Here is a 16503-nt window from a genome sequence, read left to right as displayed (position 1 = left end):
CGCCACCGTTCACCCCGTCCGCCGCTCGATCGCATGCGACCGTGCAGCCGTCGCCCGTGCGAGCCCGCACGGGCCGGTCCCATCGGGCGGGAAAGAGGTCTCTCATGAGTACGGGCGTTGCCGAGCCGGCCGGCCTGGGCCTGGACCAAGCGCCGTGGCAGGCCTGGGCGGTCGCGGAGGTGCTCGAGGGGCGCCGTGCGGAGACCAGCGCGCGGACGATCCCGGGAGGACCCCGTGGCTGACCGCGGCGCGTCGTTCAAGCGCGACCTGTCCGAGTGGCGGATCGCCCTCGTCGCCTGGCGCCTGCTGGTGCTCCAGGCCGCCGACCCGGTCGTCGGGGCGGGCATGGCGGAGCACTCCACCTACCGGGCGCACCCGTGGCGGCGGGTCGAGCACACCCTGGGGAGCGGCCGGCGGCTGTTCTACCAGGACGCGGAGGCGCTGCGGCGGGAGGTGGCGCGGCTGAACCGGTCGCACAAGCGGATCCGGGGCACGCTGCCGGACGGCCGGCCGTACGACGCGCGGGACGCGGCGACCAGGGTGTGGGTGCTGCTGACGCTGTTCGAGTGCGTGGTCGCCATGCGACGGCTGGGCGGCGATCCGTACGACGCGACGCAACTGGAGGCGGCGTACCGGGAGTTCCGGGAGGCGATCGCGGCCTTCGAGCTGCCCGAGGAGGAACTGCCGCGGAGCGCGGCGGAGTTGCCCCGGTACTTCGCCCGGTACGCCCGCGAGCGGCTGGAGTTCACCGAGGCGGCCCGCTACCTGTTGAACGACATCCTGCGCGAGGCGCCGCGGCCCCGGCGGCTGTGGTTCCTCGGGGACGCGGGGTGGCGGGTGGTGCGGGCGGCGGTGGCCCGGGTGATCCGGGAGCTGACGGTGGCGGACCTGCCGCCGGTGGTGCGGGAGCGGCTGGGCCTGGTGTCCTCCCGGCGGGCCGCGCTGCTGTCCGTCGTGCTGCACCGGGGGGTCGGGGCCGTCGTCCCGCTGCTGCCGGACGGGCTGCGCTACCGCTCGGCGGAGGAGGTGCGGCGCCCGCCGCGCCGGTTCCGGCCGGCCGGGGACGCGCGCGGGTCGCGGGTGGACCGGTTCTTCCGCGAGGTGCTCGACCAGACCGGCGACGGCTGCATCACCGTGCACGACCTGAAGGCGATGGCGCACAACGTCTGCTGGCAGCTGGAGTTGAGCGAGGACGCCGAGGCGCGGGTGTACCGGGCCTTCGAGGACTGGTGGGAGCAGCTGCGCGCGGCGATGGACGCGGACGGGGACGGCAGGGTCAGCCGGGAGGAGTTCACGGCGGCCACCCTGGCGGGCTGCGACCGGGACGCGGACTACCTGGAGCGCGGGTTGCTGCCCGCGCTTCGGGAGGTCTTCGCCGCGGCCGACACCGACGGCAGCGGCTTCCTGGAGTTCGACGAGTACCGCGCGGTGTTCGGCGGCCCGAGGGTCCACCCGGCCGAGCTGTCGCACGGGTTCCGGCAGCTGGACGGCGACGGGGACGGGCGGATCACCGAGGAGGAGTTCCTGCGGGGCTTCACCGAGTTCTTCACCGCCCGCGCCGACTCCACGGCGGGCGCCCAGCTGCTCGGCCGGCCGTAGCGGCGCGCCGCCGGGGCGCTGAAGCGCGCCCCCTCGTCCGTGCGACGCTCCGCCCGGTCCCGCCGCCGGGTCCGTGAAGCGCGCCGGGTCCGTGAAGCGCGCCGGGGCGCTGAAGCGCGCCGGGTCCGTGCGGCGCGTAGCACGCCCCGTTCGCCGAGGCGAGCGGGGCGGGCGGCTGTCAAGCGCCGGTTCGGCCAAGACGGGCGCGCCGTCCGCCCGGTCGTTCGTTGCCGCGACCCCCACCGGATCCGCAGACTGTGCGGACCGCAGCGCAAACCGTGACGCATGGCACACCCCTGTCAACCCCACCCCACCTGCACTTCCGCCGTAAGGATGATGGATACTGGTGCTTGTGAACGTGTTCACGTTCACAAGCGGACAAGCTTGTGCCGTTGGGTCGCGGTCTGCGGCTGTCGTTGGAGTTTGTCCTGAAACGCCCGAACGGGCCGGCTGGAGAGAGGGCGACGTGGACCTGGCAATCGCTCACGAGACCATCGCGCGATGGCAATTCGGCATCACCACCGTCTACCACTTCCTCTTCGTGCCGCTCACCATCAGCCTCGCCGCCATCGTGGCCGGGCTGGAGACCGCCTGGGTGCGCACGAACAAGGAGAAGTACTTCCACGCGACCAAGTTCTGGGGAAAGCTCTTCCTCATCAACATCGCGATGGGCGTCGTCACCGGGATCGTGCAGGAGTTCCAGTTCGGGATGAACTGGTCCGACTACTCCCGCTTCGTCGGTGACGTCTTCGGGGCCCCGCTCGCCATGGAGGCGCTGATCGCCTTCTTCTTCGAGTCCACCTTCATCGGCCTGTGGATCTTCGGCTGGGACAAGCTGCCGAAGCGGATCCACTGCGCCTGCATGTGGATGGTCTCGCTGGGCACCGTGCTGTCCTCCTACTTCATCCTGGCGGCCAACAGCTGGATGCAGCACCCCGTCGGCTACGCGGTCGACCCGGCCACCGGCAAGGCGCAGCTCACCGACATCACCAAGGTGCTGTTCCAGAACACCACCCTGACCGTCGTGTTCCACACCCTGACCGCGGCCTTCCTCACCGGTGCCGCCTTCATGGTCGGCATCGCCTCCTTCCACCTCTGGCGGGCCAAGCGCAGGCCCGAGACCGCCGACCCCAGGAAGACCGCCGTGATGCGCACCTCGCTGCGGCTCGGCCTGGTCATCGCCGTGGTCTTCGGCGCCGGCACCGCCCTCAGCGGCGACAGCCTCGGCAAGGTCATGTTCGAGCAGCAGCCGATGAAGATGGCCGCCGCCGAGGCGCTCTGGGACACCCAGGCACCCGCGCCGTTCTCGATCTTCGCGGTCGGCGACGTCGGCAAGGGCCACAACTCGGTCGAGCTGGAGGTCCCCGGTGTCCTGTCCTTCCTCGCCAAGAACGACTTCAGCTCCGCCGTCCCCGGCATCAACGACACCGCCGCCGCCGAGGCCGCCGCGCACGGCGGCAACCCCAAGGACTACATCCCCAACGTCTTCATGACCTACTGGGGCTTCCGGTTCATGATCGGCTTCGGGATGACCTCCTTCACGGCCGGCCTCATCGGCCTGTGGACCACCCGCAGGAAGTTCCTCCTGCACCCCGAGTTCCGCACCGGCGACACCGAGGTGCCGCGGCTGATGCTGACCCCGAAGCGCGAACTCGGGCCGCTGCTCACCAGGTGGAGCTGGCGCATCGGCATCCTGACCATGGGCTTCCCGCTGATCGCCAACAGCTTCGGCTGGATCTTCACCGAGATGGGCCGGCAGCCCTGGGCCGTGTTCGGCCTGATGACCACGGCGAGCGCCGTCTCCCCCAACGTCGGCATCGGCACCCAGATCGGCGCGCTGGCCACCTTCACCGTGCTGTACGCGATCCTCGCCGTCATCGAGGTGCGGCTGCTGGTCAAGTACGCCAAGGCCGGCCCGGTGGTGACCGAGCGGCCCCCCGCCGAGGACCCGTCCCTGCGCGGCCCGTCCGCGGACGAGGACGCCGACAAGCCGCTCGCCTTCGCGTACTGACGCGCGCCACGTGGAACTGAGGAGCTGACATGCAACTCCACGACGTCTGGTTCGTGCTGATCGCGGTCCTGTGGATCGGCTACTTCTTCCTGGAGGGCTTCGACTTCGGCATCGGCGTCCTCACTAAGCCGCTCGCCCGCGACACCGCCGAGCGCCGGGTGCTGATCAACACCATCGGCCCGGTCTGGGACGGCAACGAGGTGTGGCTGCTCACCGCGGCCGGTGGCACCTTCGCCGCCTTCCCGGACTGGTACGCCACCCTGTTCAGCGGCTTCTACGTCCCGCTGCTGGTCATCCTGGTCTGCCTGATCGTGCGCGGCGTGGCCTTCGAGTACCGGGCCAAGCGCGACGGCGCCCGCTGGCAGCGCAACTGGGAGGAGGCGATCTTCTGGTCCTCCCTCGTCCCCGCCTTCCTGTGGGGCGTGGTCTTCGCGAACATCGTGCGCGGCGTGGCCATCGACGCCCACAAGGACTACGTCGGCGGCCTCGGGGACCTGCTCAACCCGTACGCCCTGCTCGGCGGGCTGGTCACGCTCGCCCTGTTCACCTTCCACGGCGCGGTGTTCGCGGCGCTCAAGACGGTCGGGGAGATCCGCGAGCGGGCCCGCAGAGCCGCCCTGGCGGCCGGCCTGGCGACGGCCGTGCTCGCCCTCGCCTTCCTGATCTGGACCCAGGCGCACAGCGGCAACACCAGGAGCCTGGTCGCGATGGTGGTCGCCGTGGCGGCGCTGCTCGGCGCGCTGGCGGCCAACCGGCGCGGCCGCGAGGGCTGGGCGTTCGCGTTCTCCGGGGCGACGGTGGTGGCCGCCGTCGCGATGCTCTTCCTGGTGCTCTTCCCGAACGTCATGCCGTCGACCCTGAACCCCGGTTGGAGCCTGACCGTCGGCAACGCGGCCTCCTCGCCGTACACGCTCAAGCTGATGACCGTCGTCGCGGCCGTGTTCACCCCGCTCGTGCTGCTCTACCAGGGCTGGACGTACTGGGTGTTCCGCAAGCGGATCGGCGTCCAGCACATCCCCGGGCACCACGCGCCGGCTGCCGCCGCGGCTCCGGCGGCCCCGACTGCCCCCGCGGCTCCGGCCATCGCGGACACCGCGGACGCCCCGGATGCCCCGGACGCCCACGGCGCCCACGGCGCCCACGGCGCTCCGACCGAACGGGTCTGACACGATGAAGCCGGTCGACCCCCGACTCCTCGGACAGGCCCGCACCACCCGGGCCTTCCTCGCCGGATCCGTCCTCCTCGGCGGGGCGGGCGCGGTCCTGGTGGTCGCCCAGGCGAGCCTGATCGCCGAGATCACCGTCCGCGGCTTCCAACGCGGCGCCGGTCTCGGCGAACTGACCACTCCCCTGGTGCTGCTGGCCCTGACCGCCCTCGGGCGCGGGCTGGTCGGCTGGCTCACCGAGCTCACCGCGCACCGGTCGGTGGCCCGGGTGAAGTCCACCCTGCGGCGCCGGCTGCTCGACCACGCCACCGCGCTCGGCCCGTCCTACCTGGCGGGCCGGCGCACCGGCGAACTCACCACCCTCGCCACCCGCGGCGTCGACGCGCTGGACGACTACTTCGCCCGCTACCTCCCGCAGCTGGCACTCGCCGTGGTCGTCCCGGTGATCGTGCTGCTGCGGATCGTCGGCGCCGACCTCACCTCCGCCGCGATCATCGCCGGCACCCTGCCGCTGATCCCGCTGTTCATGGTGCTGATCGGGATGGCCACCCAGTCCCGGATGGACCGGCAGTGGGACACCCTGGCCCGGCTCTCCCACCACTTCCTCGACGTCGTCGCCGGGCTGCCCACCCTCAAGGTGTTCAACCGGGCCCGCGCCCAGGCCGCCACCATCGCCCGGATCACCGCCGACTACCGCCGGGCCACCCTGCGCACCCTGCGGATCGCCTTCGTCTCCTCCTTCGCGCTGGAGCTGCTCTCCACCCTGTCCGTCGCGCTGGTCGCGGTCACCATCGGCTTCCGGCTGGTCGACGGCTCGCTCGACCTGGAGACCGGCCTGCTGGTCCTCGTCCTCGCCCCCGAGGTGTACGCCCCGATCCGGCAGGTCGGCGCGCTCTACCACTCCAGCGTCGAGGGGCTGACCGCCGCCGACGAGATCTTCCGGGTGCTGGAGACCCCGCTGCCCGCCGCCGGCACCCGCCCCGCCCCCGCGCTCGCCGGCGCCCTGATCACCGCGGAGGGCCTGACCGTACGGCACCCCGGACGGGCCGTGCCCGCCCTGGACGGTGCCGCGCTGACCCTGCGTCCGGGGTCCAGCACCGCCCTCACCGGTCCGAGCGGGGCCGGCAAGTCCACCCTGCTGTCCGTCCTGCTCGGCCTCACCGCCCCCGACGCCGGCACCGTACGGATCACCGCCGCCGACGGGCACCGCTACGACCTCGCCGAACTCGAACCGGAGAGCTGGCGCCGGCAGATCGCCTGGGTGCCGCAGCACCCCCACCTGTTCGCCGGGACGGTCGCCGAGAACCTGCGGCTCTACCGGCCGGAGGCGGACGACGACCAGCTGTGGGCGGCACTGCGGGCCGCCCACGCGCTCGACTTCGTCACCGACCTGGACGCCGCACTGGGCGAGGACGGCGCCGGGCTCTCCGCCGGACAGCGCCAGCGCCTCGCGCTCGCCCGGGTGCTGCTCGCCGACGACCGGCCGCTGGTGCTGCTGGACGAACCCACCGCCCACCTGGACGGCGCCTCGGAGGCCGCCGTGGTGGCCGCCGTCCGGAGGCTCGCCGAGGACCCGGCGCGCACCGTGCTGGTCGTCGCCCACCGGCCGGCCCTGCTGGCCGTCGCCGAGGAGCGGATCCGGCTGGCCGGCCCGGCCGCCGAACCACCCGCGCGGGCCGTCACCCCGCTGACCCACAGCGGCCGGCCGACCCCTGCCCCCGCCGGGCCGGAGGAGCCCGCGCCGGAGCCGGAGCCCGCCGCCCCCCGGCTGGCGCTGGCCGTGCTGCTCGGCTCGCTCGCCCTCGGCTGCGCCGTCGCGCTGATGGCCACCTCCGGCTACCTCATCTCCCGGGCCTCCCAGATGCCCCCGGTGCTCCACCTGATGATGGCCGTCACCGCCGTTCGCGCCTTCGGCATCGGCCGCAGCTTCTTCCGCTACACCGAGCGGCTGGTCTCGCACGACGCCGTGCTGCGCACCCTCGGCACCCTGCGGGCCGCCGTCTACCGCCGGCTGACCGTGCTCGCCCCCGCCGGACTGCCCGCCTTCCGGCGCGGCGACCTGCTCTCCCGGCTGGTCGCCGACGTCGACGCGATCCAGGACCACCACCTGCGCTGGCGGCTGCCGGCCGCCGTGGCCGGCGTGGTCGCGCTGGCCTCCACGCTGGTCATGGGCGCCTTCCTGCCCGCCGCCGGGCTGGTGCTCGGCCTCGGGCTGCTGCTCGCCGGGGTGCTGGTGCCCGCGCTGGCCGCCCGCTGGTCGGCTGGCGCCGAGCGGCGCCAGGCCCCCGCCCACGGCCGCCTGGCCACCGCCGTGGTGGACGCCCTCACCGGCACCGCCGAGCTCACGGTGGCCGGCGCGCTCCCCGGCCGGCTGGCGGCCGTCCGCACCGCCGACGCCGCGCTGACCGGCCTGGCCGCCCGCTCGGCGGCCACCACCGCGCTCGGCACCGGGCTGATCGCGCTGCTCACCGGGCTGACGGTGGCGGGATCGGCGGCCGTCGGCATCCAGGGAGTGCGGGGCGGAGTGCTCGCGCCGGTCTGCCTGGCGCTGGTGGTGCTCACCCCGCTGGCCGCCTTCGAGGCCGTCACGGGGATGCCGCTCGCCGTCCGGGCCCGCCAGCGCAGCCGCGCCGCGCAGGACCGGCTGGACGAGGTGCTGCACGCCCCCGCGCCGGTCACCGAACCGCCGTCCCCCGCGGAACTGCCCCGGCAGCCGCTGCCCGTGGCCGTGCGCGGGCTGACCGTACGCCACCCCGGGCAGGCCGCGGACGCCCTCGCCGGGGTGGACCTCGACCTCGCCCCCGGGCGGCGGATCGCCGTGGTCGGCCCGTCCGGCTCCGGCAAGACCACCCTCGCCCAGGCGCTGCTGCGCTTCCTGGAGCCCCGCGCCGGGTCCGTCACCCTCGGCGCGGGCCGTCCACAGGCTGTGGACAGTTGCGCGCTGGCGGGCGAGGACGTCCGCCGGGTGATCGGCCTCTGCGCCCAGGACGCCCACGTCTTCGACAGCTCGCTGCGCGAGAACCTGCGGCTGGCCCGGCCCGGCGCCGACGACGCCGAGCTGCGCGCCGCGCTCGCCGCCGCCCGGCTGCTGGACTGGACGGACGGCCTCCCGGACGGCCTGGACACCATGGTCGGCGAGCACGGTGCCCGGCTCTCCGGCGGCCAGCGCCAGCGGCTCGCGCTCGCCCGGGCGCTGCTCGCGGACTTCCCGGTGCTGGTCCTGGACGAGCCCGCCGAACACCTCGACCTGCCCACCGCCGACGCCCTCACCGCCGACCTGCTGGCCGCCACCGAGGGCCGCACCACCGTGCTGATCACCCACCGGCTCGCCGGGCTGGACGACGGCAGCGTGGACGAGGTGCTGGTGCTGGACGGCGGCCGGGTGGCCGAGCGCGGCCGCTGGTCCGAGCTGGTCGCCGACCCGGACGGGCGGCTGCACGCGATGTGGCGGCGGGAGCGGGAGGCGGACGGCCTGCTGGAGACGGCGGGAGCCGGGGCGGCCGCGTCCGGTCCGGTGGGTTCCGGGGCGGCCGCGTCCTCCTTCGGCTGAAAACCGTACAAACTAGGCTTTCTCCATGGACCCCACGCCGGACCTCCCCGAGGCCGCCCCCGAGGCCGCCCCCGAGTCGACGCCCCACCGGGTGCCCGAGATCGCCTCGCTCGGGCTGGACACCCTGGTCAGCGAGGTCGCGGAGCGCCTGCAGTCGGCCGCCGCGGTCACCGACCGGATGCAGCGGCTGCTGGAGGCGGTCGTCGCCATCGGCGCGGGGCTCGACCTGCACGCCACCCTGCACCGGATCGCCCTGGGCGCCGCCGAACTCGTCGACGCCCGGTACGCGGCGCTCGGGGTGATCGCCCCCGGCGGGAACGGCCTGGCCGACTTCATCCACGTCGGCATCGACGACGACACCGCCGCCGAGATCGGCGACCTGCCCGACGGGCGCGGCATCCTCGGCGCCCTCATCGACCGCCCCGAGCCGCTGCGTCTCGCCGACCTCGGCGCCGACCCGCGCTCCTCCGGCTTCCCGCCGGACCACCCGCAGATGAGGACCTTCCTGGGCGTGCCGATCCGGGTCCGCGACGAGGTCTTCGGCAACCTCTACCTGACCGAGAAGACCGGCGGCGGCGCCTTCACCCCGGAGGACGAACAAGTGGTGCACGCGCTCGCCGCGGCCGCCGGCGTGGCGATCGAGAACTCCCGGCTGTACGAGGAGGGGCGCCGCCGCGAGCGCTGGATCGCCGGGGCCGCCGCCGTCACCACCGCGCTGCTCTCCACCGAGCAGGCCGAGGGCGCGCTGACCGTCGCCGCCGAGCAGGTGCGGGAGCTGGCGGACGCCGCGCTCGGCATGATCCTGCTGCCCACGCGGACCGGCGGGGCCGCGACCGAGGAGGAGGACGGCCAGATGAGGGTCGCCCACGCCTCCGGCGAGGCCGCCGAGTTCGTCCGCGGCGAGCTGCTGCCCAAGGACAGCTTCGCGGCCCGGCTGCTCGCGGGGGAGAGCGTCTACCTGGACGACATGTCCAGCGACCCGACCGTGGTGATCCGGCTCGCCTGCAGCTTCGGCCCGTCCATGGCCGTCCCGATGGTCGCCGCCGGGCGGGTGCTCGGCGGCCTCTGCGTCTGGCGACCGCGCGGCGCCCTGCCCTTCACCGACTCCGAGAAGCAGCTCGCCGAGACCTTCGCCTCGCAGGCCGCGCTCGCCCTGCGCCTCGCCGAGGGCCAGCGCGACCAGCAGCGCCTCGCCGTCTTCCAGGACCGCGACCGGATCGCCCGCGACCTCCACGACCTGGTGATCCAGCGGCTGTTCGCCACCGGGATGATGCTGGAGAGCGCCGCCCGCCGCGCCGTCGTCCCCGAGGTGAGGGCCGGCATCGGCAACGCGGTGGACGAACTGGACGCCACCATCCAGGAGGTCCGCACCACCATCTACGCCCTCCAGCACGACAACCACGGGGACGCCCCCGACACCCTGCGCACCCGTGTGCTGCGGGAGGCCAGCCAGTCCGCCGCGGCGCTCGGCTTCAAGCCCTCGGTGAGCTTCGTGGGGCCCGTGGAGAGCCTGGTCGGTGAGAGCACCGGACGCCAACTCCTGGCCGCGCTGCGCGAGATGCTCTCCAACACGGCCCGGCACGCGCGGGCCTCCCGGGTCGGCGTGGAGGTCGACGCGACCGTCCACCTGGACGACGGCGGCCGGCCGGTCGGCGGTGACCGGGAGTCGCCGGACCGGCCGGGACGACCGGGCGTCCTGCTCACCGTGACCGACGACGGGGTCGGCATCCCGGAGGGCGGCCGGCGCAGCGGTCTGCTCAACCTGACCCGGCGCGCCGAGGCGCTCGGCGGGGCGGCCTGGCACGAGCGCGGACCGCACCGGAGGGGGACGACGGTGCGCTGGTCGGCCCGGCTGCAACCGCGCAACACGCGTTAGGTGAAAGCTGGGCGAGGGAGGACTTCCCGGCCGACGGCGCACGTTGTGAACGCGTCAACGGCCGCTTCGGACACGGCGGTCAGAGGCAGACGCCGGGCAGGAACCGCTCCAGCACGGCCGCGACGCCGTCCTGCTCGTTGCTCACGGTGTGCAGCGGCACCGCCGCCAGCACCTGCGGGTGCGCGTTGGCGACGGCGTACGCGGTGCCCGCCCAGGCCAGCATCTCCAGGTCGTTCGGCATGTCGCCGAAGGCCACCACCTCACTGCGGTCGATCCCGTGCTCGGCGCACCAACGGGCCAGCGTGCTCGCCTTGGTGACGCCGGGCGCGCTGATCTCCAGCAGCGGGATCGGCGAGGAGCGGGTGATCTCGGCCAGCTGCCCGGCGACCCTCCTGGCCTCGGTGAGGAAGGTGTCCGGGTCGAGGTCGGGGTGCTTGGCCAGCAGCTTGAACAGGCCCCGCACCGGGCCGTCCTCGGCCAGCAGTTCCTCGGCCGCGCCGATCGCGCAGACCATGTCGTCGCCCCACATCAGCACCTCGTAGCCGGGCTCGCGGGCCCACCCGTCCGCGTGCTCGAAGGCGAAGGCGGTACCCGGCAGTTCGGTCCGCAGCGCCTCGACGACCGCCAGCGCCGTCCCGGCCGACATCGGGAAGTACTCCACCAGCTCGCCGCGCCGGACGTCCAGGACCGCCCCGCCGTTCGAGCAGATCGCCACCCCGTGCCCGCCGACGTGCGGACGCAGCTGCTGCATCCAGCGCGGCGGCCGCCCGGTCACGAACACCACCTGGATCCCCGCCTCCTCGGCCGCCGCCAGGGCCGCGGCGGTGCGTTCGCTGACGGTGCCGCCGGTGCAGAGCAGGGTGCCGTCCAGGTCGGTGGCGACGAGACGGGGAGCGGTGCGGGGTTCGGTCACCGGTCCATCTTCGCCCATCGCCGCCGCCCGGTCACCGCCCCCGTCACCGCGCCCGTCGGCACCCGCGTGACCGCTCCCGCCACCGCCCCCGTCGGTGCCCGCGTGACCGCTTCCGTGACCGGGCCGGTGACCTGCCGGGCCGGGGCCGACAGCCATGACCGTACGGACGGGTTCCGGCCCAGCACGCACCGTTTCCGGCCGATCCGCCCCCGTACGGAGTGTCGCCGCGGGCCGAACGGGCAGGACTGCTGGCGGTCACCCCGTCGGCAGGAAGAGCCATGCCCACAAGCCAGCTCCGAGACGAGCCGCCCCAGACCCGCCGCCCCGCCGCCTCCCAGCCGGACGAGCCGCCACCCGCCGCCTCCCGCGAACCGGTCCTGCTCGGCGAAGTGCTCTTCCACACCCTCGCCGACCTCGCCCGCCGCGCCCCGGCCCCGGCCGCCGCCCTCCCCGCCCAGCGCACCCGCCCCCACCCGTAGCCGCCCCCCGGCGCGCGCACCGCCGGGCCCATCGCCGGCATCCGGCCGGTGTCGGCGGCCCGCGGCGGGGCACACGGCGCCCATGGGAGACGTTCTCGTCGGCGCGTGTTCATGGACGGACCGCGAACTGCTGTCCAGCGGCTGGTACCCGGAGGGCCACCGCGGCGCGGAGGCCAGACTGCGGTACTACACCACGAGGTTCCCCGTGGTCGAAGTGGACGCCACGTACTACGGGTTGCCCAGCACGCGCAACAGCACCCTGTGGGTGGAGCGTTCGCCGGCGGGCTTCCGGTTCGACGTGAAGGCGTTCTCCCTGCTGACCGGGCACCCGACCCGACCCGGCGCGCTGCCGGCCGAGTTACGGCCCGGCCCCGCCGGGCGGAACGGTCGAACGGCGGCCGACCAGGGACTGCTCGACGAGGTGTGGCGCCGTTTCAGCGGCGCCCTCGAACCGCTGCGCCGGGCGGACCGCCTGGGGACGGTCCTCTTCCAGTTCCCCCCGTGGCTGGCTCCGGGCCCGTCGGCGGTGGCGACGCTGCGCCGGTGCCGGGAGCGGACGGAGGGCTGGCCGGTGGCGGTGGAGTTCCGGCATCCCGACTGGTGGCGTCCGGAGCACCGCGCGTCCACCGTCGGCCTGCTGGCGGACCTGGACCTGACCGCCGTGGCCGTGGACACGGCGCAGTCGCTCCCCACGTCCATCCCGCCGGTCACGCCGGTCACCACCGCCCGCCTCGCGGTGGTGCGCTTCCACGGGCGCAACCGCGCCTGGGGGACGGGCTCGAAGGAGGAGCGGTTCCGCCACCGGTACACGTCCGAGGAGCTCTCGTCCTGGACACCGGCCGTCCGCGCGATGGCCGAGCAGGCCCGCGAGGTCCACGTCCTGTTCAACAACTGCTGCGGCGATGCCGCCGTCCGCGCCGCCGAGACGATGGGCCGGCTGCTCGGCCCCCGGTCCGCCGCCGCCCCGGCGGCCGACCCGGGCACCGCGGCGCGTCCGCCGTGGACGACCGCGCCCCGGTGAGGGGGAACGGCCGCGTGGGAGGCGGCCAGATGGGAGGGGGTGGCGCGCGGAGCTCCTCCGCGAGGCGCCGCCGGCCCACCCGCCGGTGCGCACGCGTAGGGTCGGGGGCATGCGACTGCCTCGGTCAAGCTTCGTTCGCCCATCGCTGCCTGACCAGCGAAGTAGTCGTATTACGAGGAACATCTGCATTACGCGCACGCTATTGTGCGCTTGATAAGGATTTCTGCGCCCTCGCTCCTTCCGCTCTTCCCGAAAGCACAGGCGATCATCGAGCTGGCGGAGAAGGCCATGCCGCACATGGGTCGCTACTGATCACCGAAAACCAGCCTCGGTCACGAGTGGCCGGGTCGACCCGGCACGCGCCGTGTCCTGGTGAACCTCTGCCGACGGCCGCCAGCAGCGAGTTCGCTGAGGCGCTCACCGATCACGGAAACGCCCGGGCGGGGCTCCTGCTCGTAGTACCAGGGCTTGCGCCGGCGCAGCAGCTCCTCGCCGTGCTCGTCCCAGGTGAATCCGGGCTTCCGCAGCAGCTTCCGGAACACCTCGTCGACGGTCTCCGGGTGGGCGGCGGCCAGGCGGCGGAGCGGCAGCGGTGCAATCGACTCCTCGCGCAGGTACACGCGCAGCAGGTCCTGGTGCTGCCTGCGGCCGGGGAGGGCCGGATCGGCGAAGAGGTCCCGCAGCATCCCGTAGTCCGGGTAGAAGTTGAGCCCGTCGACTTCGTCGTAGATGACGCCGACCGTTTCCGATCCCGCGAGTCCCGGCGGCAGTTCGAAGGCCGGGAAGGACAGGCCGGGGAGCTGCCTGCCCCGGGCCCGGTCGGGATGCTCGGCGACGGCGGCTTCCTGCCGGTGCCGGTAGTAGGCGTTGAGCCGCTCCTCGGTTTCGGCAGGGGAAAGGACCAGTTCGTCGCTACCGCAGAACTCGATGAACGCGGCCCGGTCCTCCCGCATCGACTCCCATCCCTGCTCGATCTTCTCGGGGTTGCGGAAGACCAGTTCGGGGTGACCGGCGGCCAGTTGAAGCGCGGCCCGGACGATCTCGGTGGCGCTGGACTTCGGGTAGGACGACATGGTTCCGGAGATCAGCCACGCCCCGTCGACCGAGTGGACGGGCACCAGGCAGGTGTGCAGGAATCCCCCCTTGGACACTCCGCGGAAGGCCGCTGGCCCGACGTTCGCGTACGTGCGGTACTCCAGGTCGTCGATCAGGTTCAGCAGGACGACGGCGTCCCCCTCCTTGCGCCGGATCTCGAAGATGCCCTCGACGGGGTCACGCCAGCCGAGCAGCATCTCCCGATCCGCCTCGGTCAAGCCCCGTCGGCCGGCGACGAACCGGTCCACCACGGTCGAGCCGTCCGGCAGGCGGTACCGCAGGACGAAGTTGTCGATGATCCGGATCGCATCACCTTCCTCCAACTGCCGCCGGGCCCCGGCGGCCTCCAGGAGGAGGGGCGTCAACCACCGGTCGAAGCGCGCGCTCTGGGCGAAGGCGACGAGTTCACCCTTCAGTTCGGAGCTTCGCTCGATCAGGTCGCGCAACGACGCCCCATCCTCGTTCCTCACCACGGCAGCCATGCAGGCCCTCTCGATCGTGAAGGTTCCGACGCTCACTGCGTCCAGTAGTAGCGGTACGCCTCGACCCACTCCGCTCCGTCCGGAGCCGGGTCCGGCAACGGAAGGTCCAGCAGCCCGATCGCCTGCCGGAACCCACCGCGGGTGCACAGGGCGACGATCCTTCCGTCCGGTGAGAGGTCGATGCCGCGCACGGTCACCTCGGTGCCCAGCACCGAGGTGCTGAACGGCACCGCCAGGTTCTCCTCGACGGCGGTGAACAGAGCCGACAGCTCCTCGTGCTCGTCGTAGGTGTCGACCGTCGCTTCCTCGACCAGAGCGGCCAGCTCTCGCCTGCTCATCGTGCCCATGGCGCCACGCTAGCGGACCTGCTCGTGCCGACGTGCGGGCGGTCCGAAGTCCCGCCGTCCGCACGCGTAGGGTCGGGGGCATGCGACTGAGTACCGTGATCCTCCCCATCCACCGGTGGAGCGAGGGCCAGAAGATCTGGCGGCGCGCCGAGGACCTCGGCTTCCACGCCGCGTACACCTACGACCACCTGTCCTGGCGGTCGTTCCGCGACGAGCCGTGGTTCGGGTCCGTGCCGACGCTGACGGCGGCGGCCTGCGCGACGGAGCGCCTGCGCCTGGGCACGCTGGTGACCTCGCCGAACTTCCGCCACCCGGTCACGCTGGCCAAGGAGCTGATCACGCTGGACGACGTGTCCGGCGGACGGGTGACGCTCGGGATCGGCGCCGGCGGCACCGGTTTCGACGCCACCGCGATGGGCCAGGAGGCGTGGTCGCCGAAGGAGCGGGCGGACCGCTTCGGCGAGTTCCTGCCGCTGCTGGACGAGCTGCTGCGCCAGGACGCCACCACCCGCGAGGGCACCTACTACTCCGCGGTCGAGGCCCGGAACATCCCCGGCTGCGTGCAGACCCCGCGGGTGCCGTTCTACGTCGCCGCGACCGGCCCGCGCGGCCTGAGGCTCGCCGCCGAGTACGGCCAGGGCTGGGTGACCTACGGCGACCCGAAGGGCCCGGCGGACGTGCCGGTGGAGCAGGCGCCCGGGGTGATCGCACAGCAGATCGCGAAGCTGACGGCGGCCTGCGAGGCGCGCGGCCGGGACGTCGCGACGCTGGAGAAGGTGCTGCTCCAGGGGTCGACGGCGGAGCGGCCGCTGCAGTCGGTGGACGCCTTCGTCGACTGGGCGGGCACCTACCGGGAACTGGGCATCACCGAGCTGGTGATCCACTGGCCGGTGCCGGACTCGGTCTTCGAGAACGACCTCGCCGTCTTCGAGCGGATCGCCACCGAGGGCCTCGCCCAGCTGGGCTGAGCCCGTCGCCGGGTCGGAACCGCCACCGGCCCGGCGGCTCCGACCAGGGCGCCCGCGCCGCCCCCCTGCGGGGCGACCGGGCACGGGCCGGTTCCGTCGTAGCGCCGCCGGGCAGCAGCCGAGCGGCGGCCGCGGAACGGCGCTACGCGGTGGCCCCCGTGGGGCGCCGGCGGGCGGTGGAGTCCCAGCCCTGCCGGTGGAGGCGCTCGAAGCCGTCCAGCAGGACGTCCAGGGCGAACTCGAACTCGAACTGGTCGTCGCAGCCCCCGCCCGGGGCCGATCCCCCGTCGCGGGAGCCGGCCGTGGCCATCTCGATGATGTGCGGGTACCGCGCCGCCAGCTGGTCGAACATGGCGGCCCGGGCCTCCGGGTCCGCGGGGGGCGGCGGCGTGGGGAACAGCTCCTGGGTGAACCCCCACATGCGGCTGCCGAGGGCGTGCATCGCGTGGTGGGTGAGGTCGACGGAGAAGCCGCCGGCCCGGAACATGCCGATCAGCGAGTCCATGTAGTCCAGCACGACCGGCGTGGCGTGCCGGCGTGACTCGACCACCTGGGACGCCCAACGGTGGCTCAGCAGCGCCTGCCGGGCCGAGAGGATCCGCTGCCGGATCGCGTCCTTCCAGTCGGCGCCCCGGGCGGGCGGGGCGATCTCGCCGACGATGACCTCGACCATGCCGTCGAGCAGCTCCTCCTTGTTCGCCACGTGCTTGTAGAGAGCCATGGGAACGACGCCCAGCCGCTCGGCGAGACTGCGCATGCTCAGCGCGTCGATGCCGATCTCGTCGGCGAGCGCCACCGCGGCGCGCAGCACGCGGTCCCGGTTCAGCGGGGCGCGGCGCGGGGTTTTGGCGGGCCCGGTCATGCCGCCCGCCGCCGAGTCGCCCGCCCCCGGGTGGTCCGTCGCCGAGCCGCCCGGTGATGAACGAACGCGCCGCTTGACATGGTGTACAGCATACACCTACGTTTTCGGAGCCTGAGGTGTACGCCGTACGCCTC

At 73.7% G+C, this 16503-nt stretch carries 12 protein-coding genes; 8 read left to right on the top strand and 4 right to left on the bottom strand.

All coding sequences use genetic code 11. The features are described from left to right. The first annotated feature begins 234 nt into the window (after positions 1-234). From ACGF07_RS06090 to ACGF07_RS06070, 5 genes are all read left to right on the top strand, one after another. Entirely contained in the window at positions 235-1599 is a 1365-nt protein-coding gene (locus ACGF07_RS06090; RefSeq protein WP_392895861.1) for an oxygenase MpaB family protein, read from the top strand. Between the two features lie 466 nt (positions 1600-2065). Beyond that, positions 2066-3610 (top strand): cytochrome ubiquinol oxidase subunit I, encoded by a 1545-nt coding sequence (locus ACGF07_RS06085; protein WP_392895859.1) that lies wholly within the window; start codon positions 2066-2068, stop codon positions 3608-3610. A 29-nt stretch (positions 3611-3639) separates the two neighbouring features. Beyond that, positions 3640-4776, top strand: coding sequence for a cytochrome d ubiquinol oxidase subunit II (gene cydB, locus ACGF07_RS06080; RefSeq protein WP_392895857.1), 1137 nt, complete (start codon positions 3640-3642; stop codon positions 4774-4776). 4 nt (positions 4777-4780) lie between these two features. Beyond that, positions 4781-8326 carry a thiol reductant ABC exporter subunit CydD gene (gene cydD, locus ACGF07_RS06075; protein ID WP_392895855.1) on the top strand — a complete coding sequence of 1182 codons (3546 nt, stop codon included), beginning with the start codon at positions 4781-4783 and terminating at the stop codon, positions 8324-8326. A gap of 178 nt (positions 8327-8504) precedes the next feature. Next, positions 8505-10202, top strand: coding sequence for a GAF domain-containing protein (locus ACGF07_RS06070; RefSeq protein WP_392896071.1), 1698 nt, complete (start codon positions 8505-8507; stop codon positions 10200-10202). Between the two features lie 79 nt (positions 10203-10281). On the opposite strand, the gene ACGF07_RS06065 is transcribed toward ACGF07_RS06070, so the two are convergent. After that, positions 10282-11133, bottom strand: coding sequence for an HAD family hydrolase (locus ACGF07_RS06065; protein ID WP_392895853.1), 852 nt, complete (start codon positions 11131-11133; stop codon positions 10282-10284). A 260-nt stretch (positions 11134-11393) separates the two neighbouring features. Here ACGF07_RS06065 and ACGF07_RS06060 point away from each other — a divergent pair, with 260 nt between their 5' ends. Both ACGF07_RS06060 and ACGF07_RS06055 read left to right on the top strand, forming a co-directional pair. Further along, positions 11394-11594 carry a hypothetical protein gene (locus tag ACGF07_RS06060; protein WP_350741596.1) on the top strand — a complete coding sequence of 67 codons (201 nt, stop codon included), beginning with the start codon at positions 11394-11396 and terminating at the stop codon, positions 11592-11594. 82 nt (positions 11595-11676) lie between these two features. Beyond that, positions 11677-12615, top strand: a complete 939-nt coding sequence (locus ACGF07_RS06055; RefSeq protein WP_392895851.1) for a DUF72 domain-containing protein — start codon at positions 11677-11679, stop codon at positions 12613-12615. A 332-nt stretch (positions 12616-12947) separates the two neighbouring features. Here ACGF07_RS06055 and ACGF07_RS06050 read toward each other — a convergent pair whose 3' ends face one another. Beyond that, positions 12948-14156 carry a hypothetical protein gene (locus tag ACGF07_RS06050; RefSeq protein ID WP_392895849.1) on the bottom strand — a complete coding sequence of 403 codons (1209 nt, stop codon included), beginning with the start codon at positions 14154-14156 and terminating at the stop codon, positions 12948-12950. A gap of 68 nt (positions 14157-14224) precedes the next feature. Beyond that, entirely contained in the window at positions 14225-14539 is a 315-nt protein-coding gene (locus ACGF07_RS06045) for a hypothetical protein (RefSeq protein WP_392895848.1), read from the bottom strand. Between the two features lie 80 nt (positions 14540-14619). Here ACGF07_RS06045 and ACGF07_RS06040 point away from each other — a divergent pair, with 80 nt between their 5' ends. Next, complete coding sequence (locus tag ACGF07_RS06040) at positions 14620-15507, top strand: LLM class flavin-dependent oxidoreductase (protein WP_392895846.1); 888 nt, start codon at positions 14620-14622, stop codon at positions 15505-15507. Between the two features lie 142 nt (positions 15508-15649). Here the strand turns inward: ACGF07_RS06040 and ACGF07_RS06035 are convergent, their stop codons facing one another. Then, positions 15650-16369, bottom strand: a complete 720-nt coding sequence (locus ACGF07_RS06035; protein WP_392895844.1) for a TetR/AcrR family transcriptional regulator C-terminal domain-containing protein — start codon at positions 16367-16369, stop codon at positions 15650-15652. Between the last annotated feature and the right edge of the window lie 134 nt (positions 16370-16503).

The organism is Kitasatospora sp. NPDC048194, assembly GCF_043202455.1.
Lineage (GTDB): Bacteria > Actinomycetota > Actinomycetes > Streptomycetales > Streptomycetaceae > Kitasatospora.
This window is presented reverse-complemented; position numbering and strand designations above follow the sequence as displayed.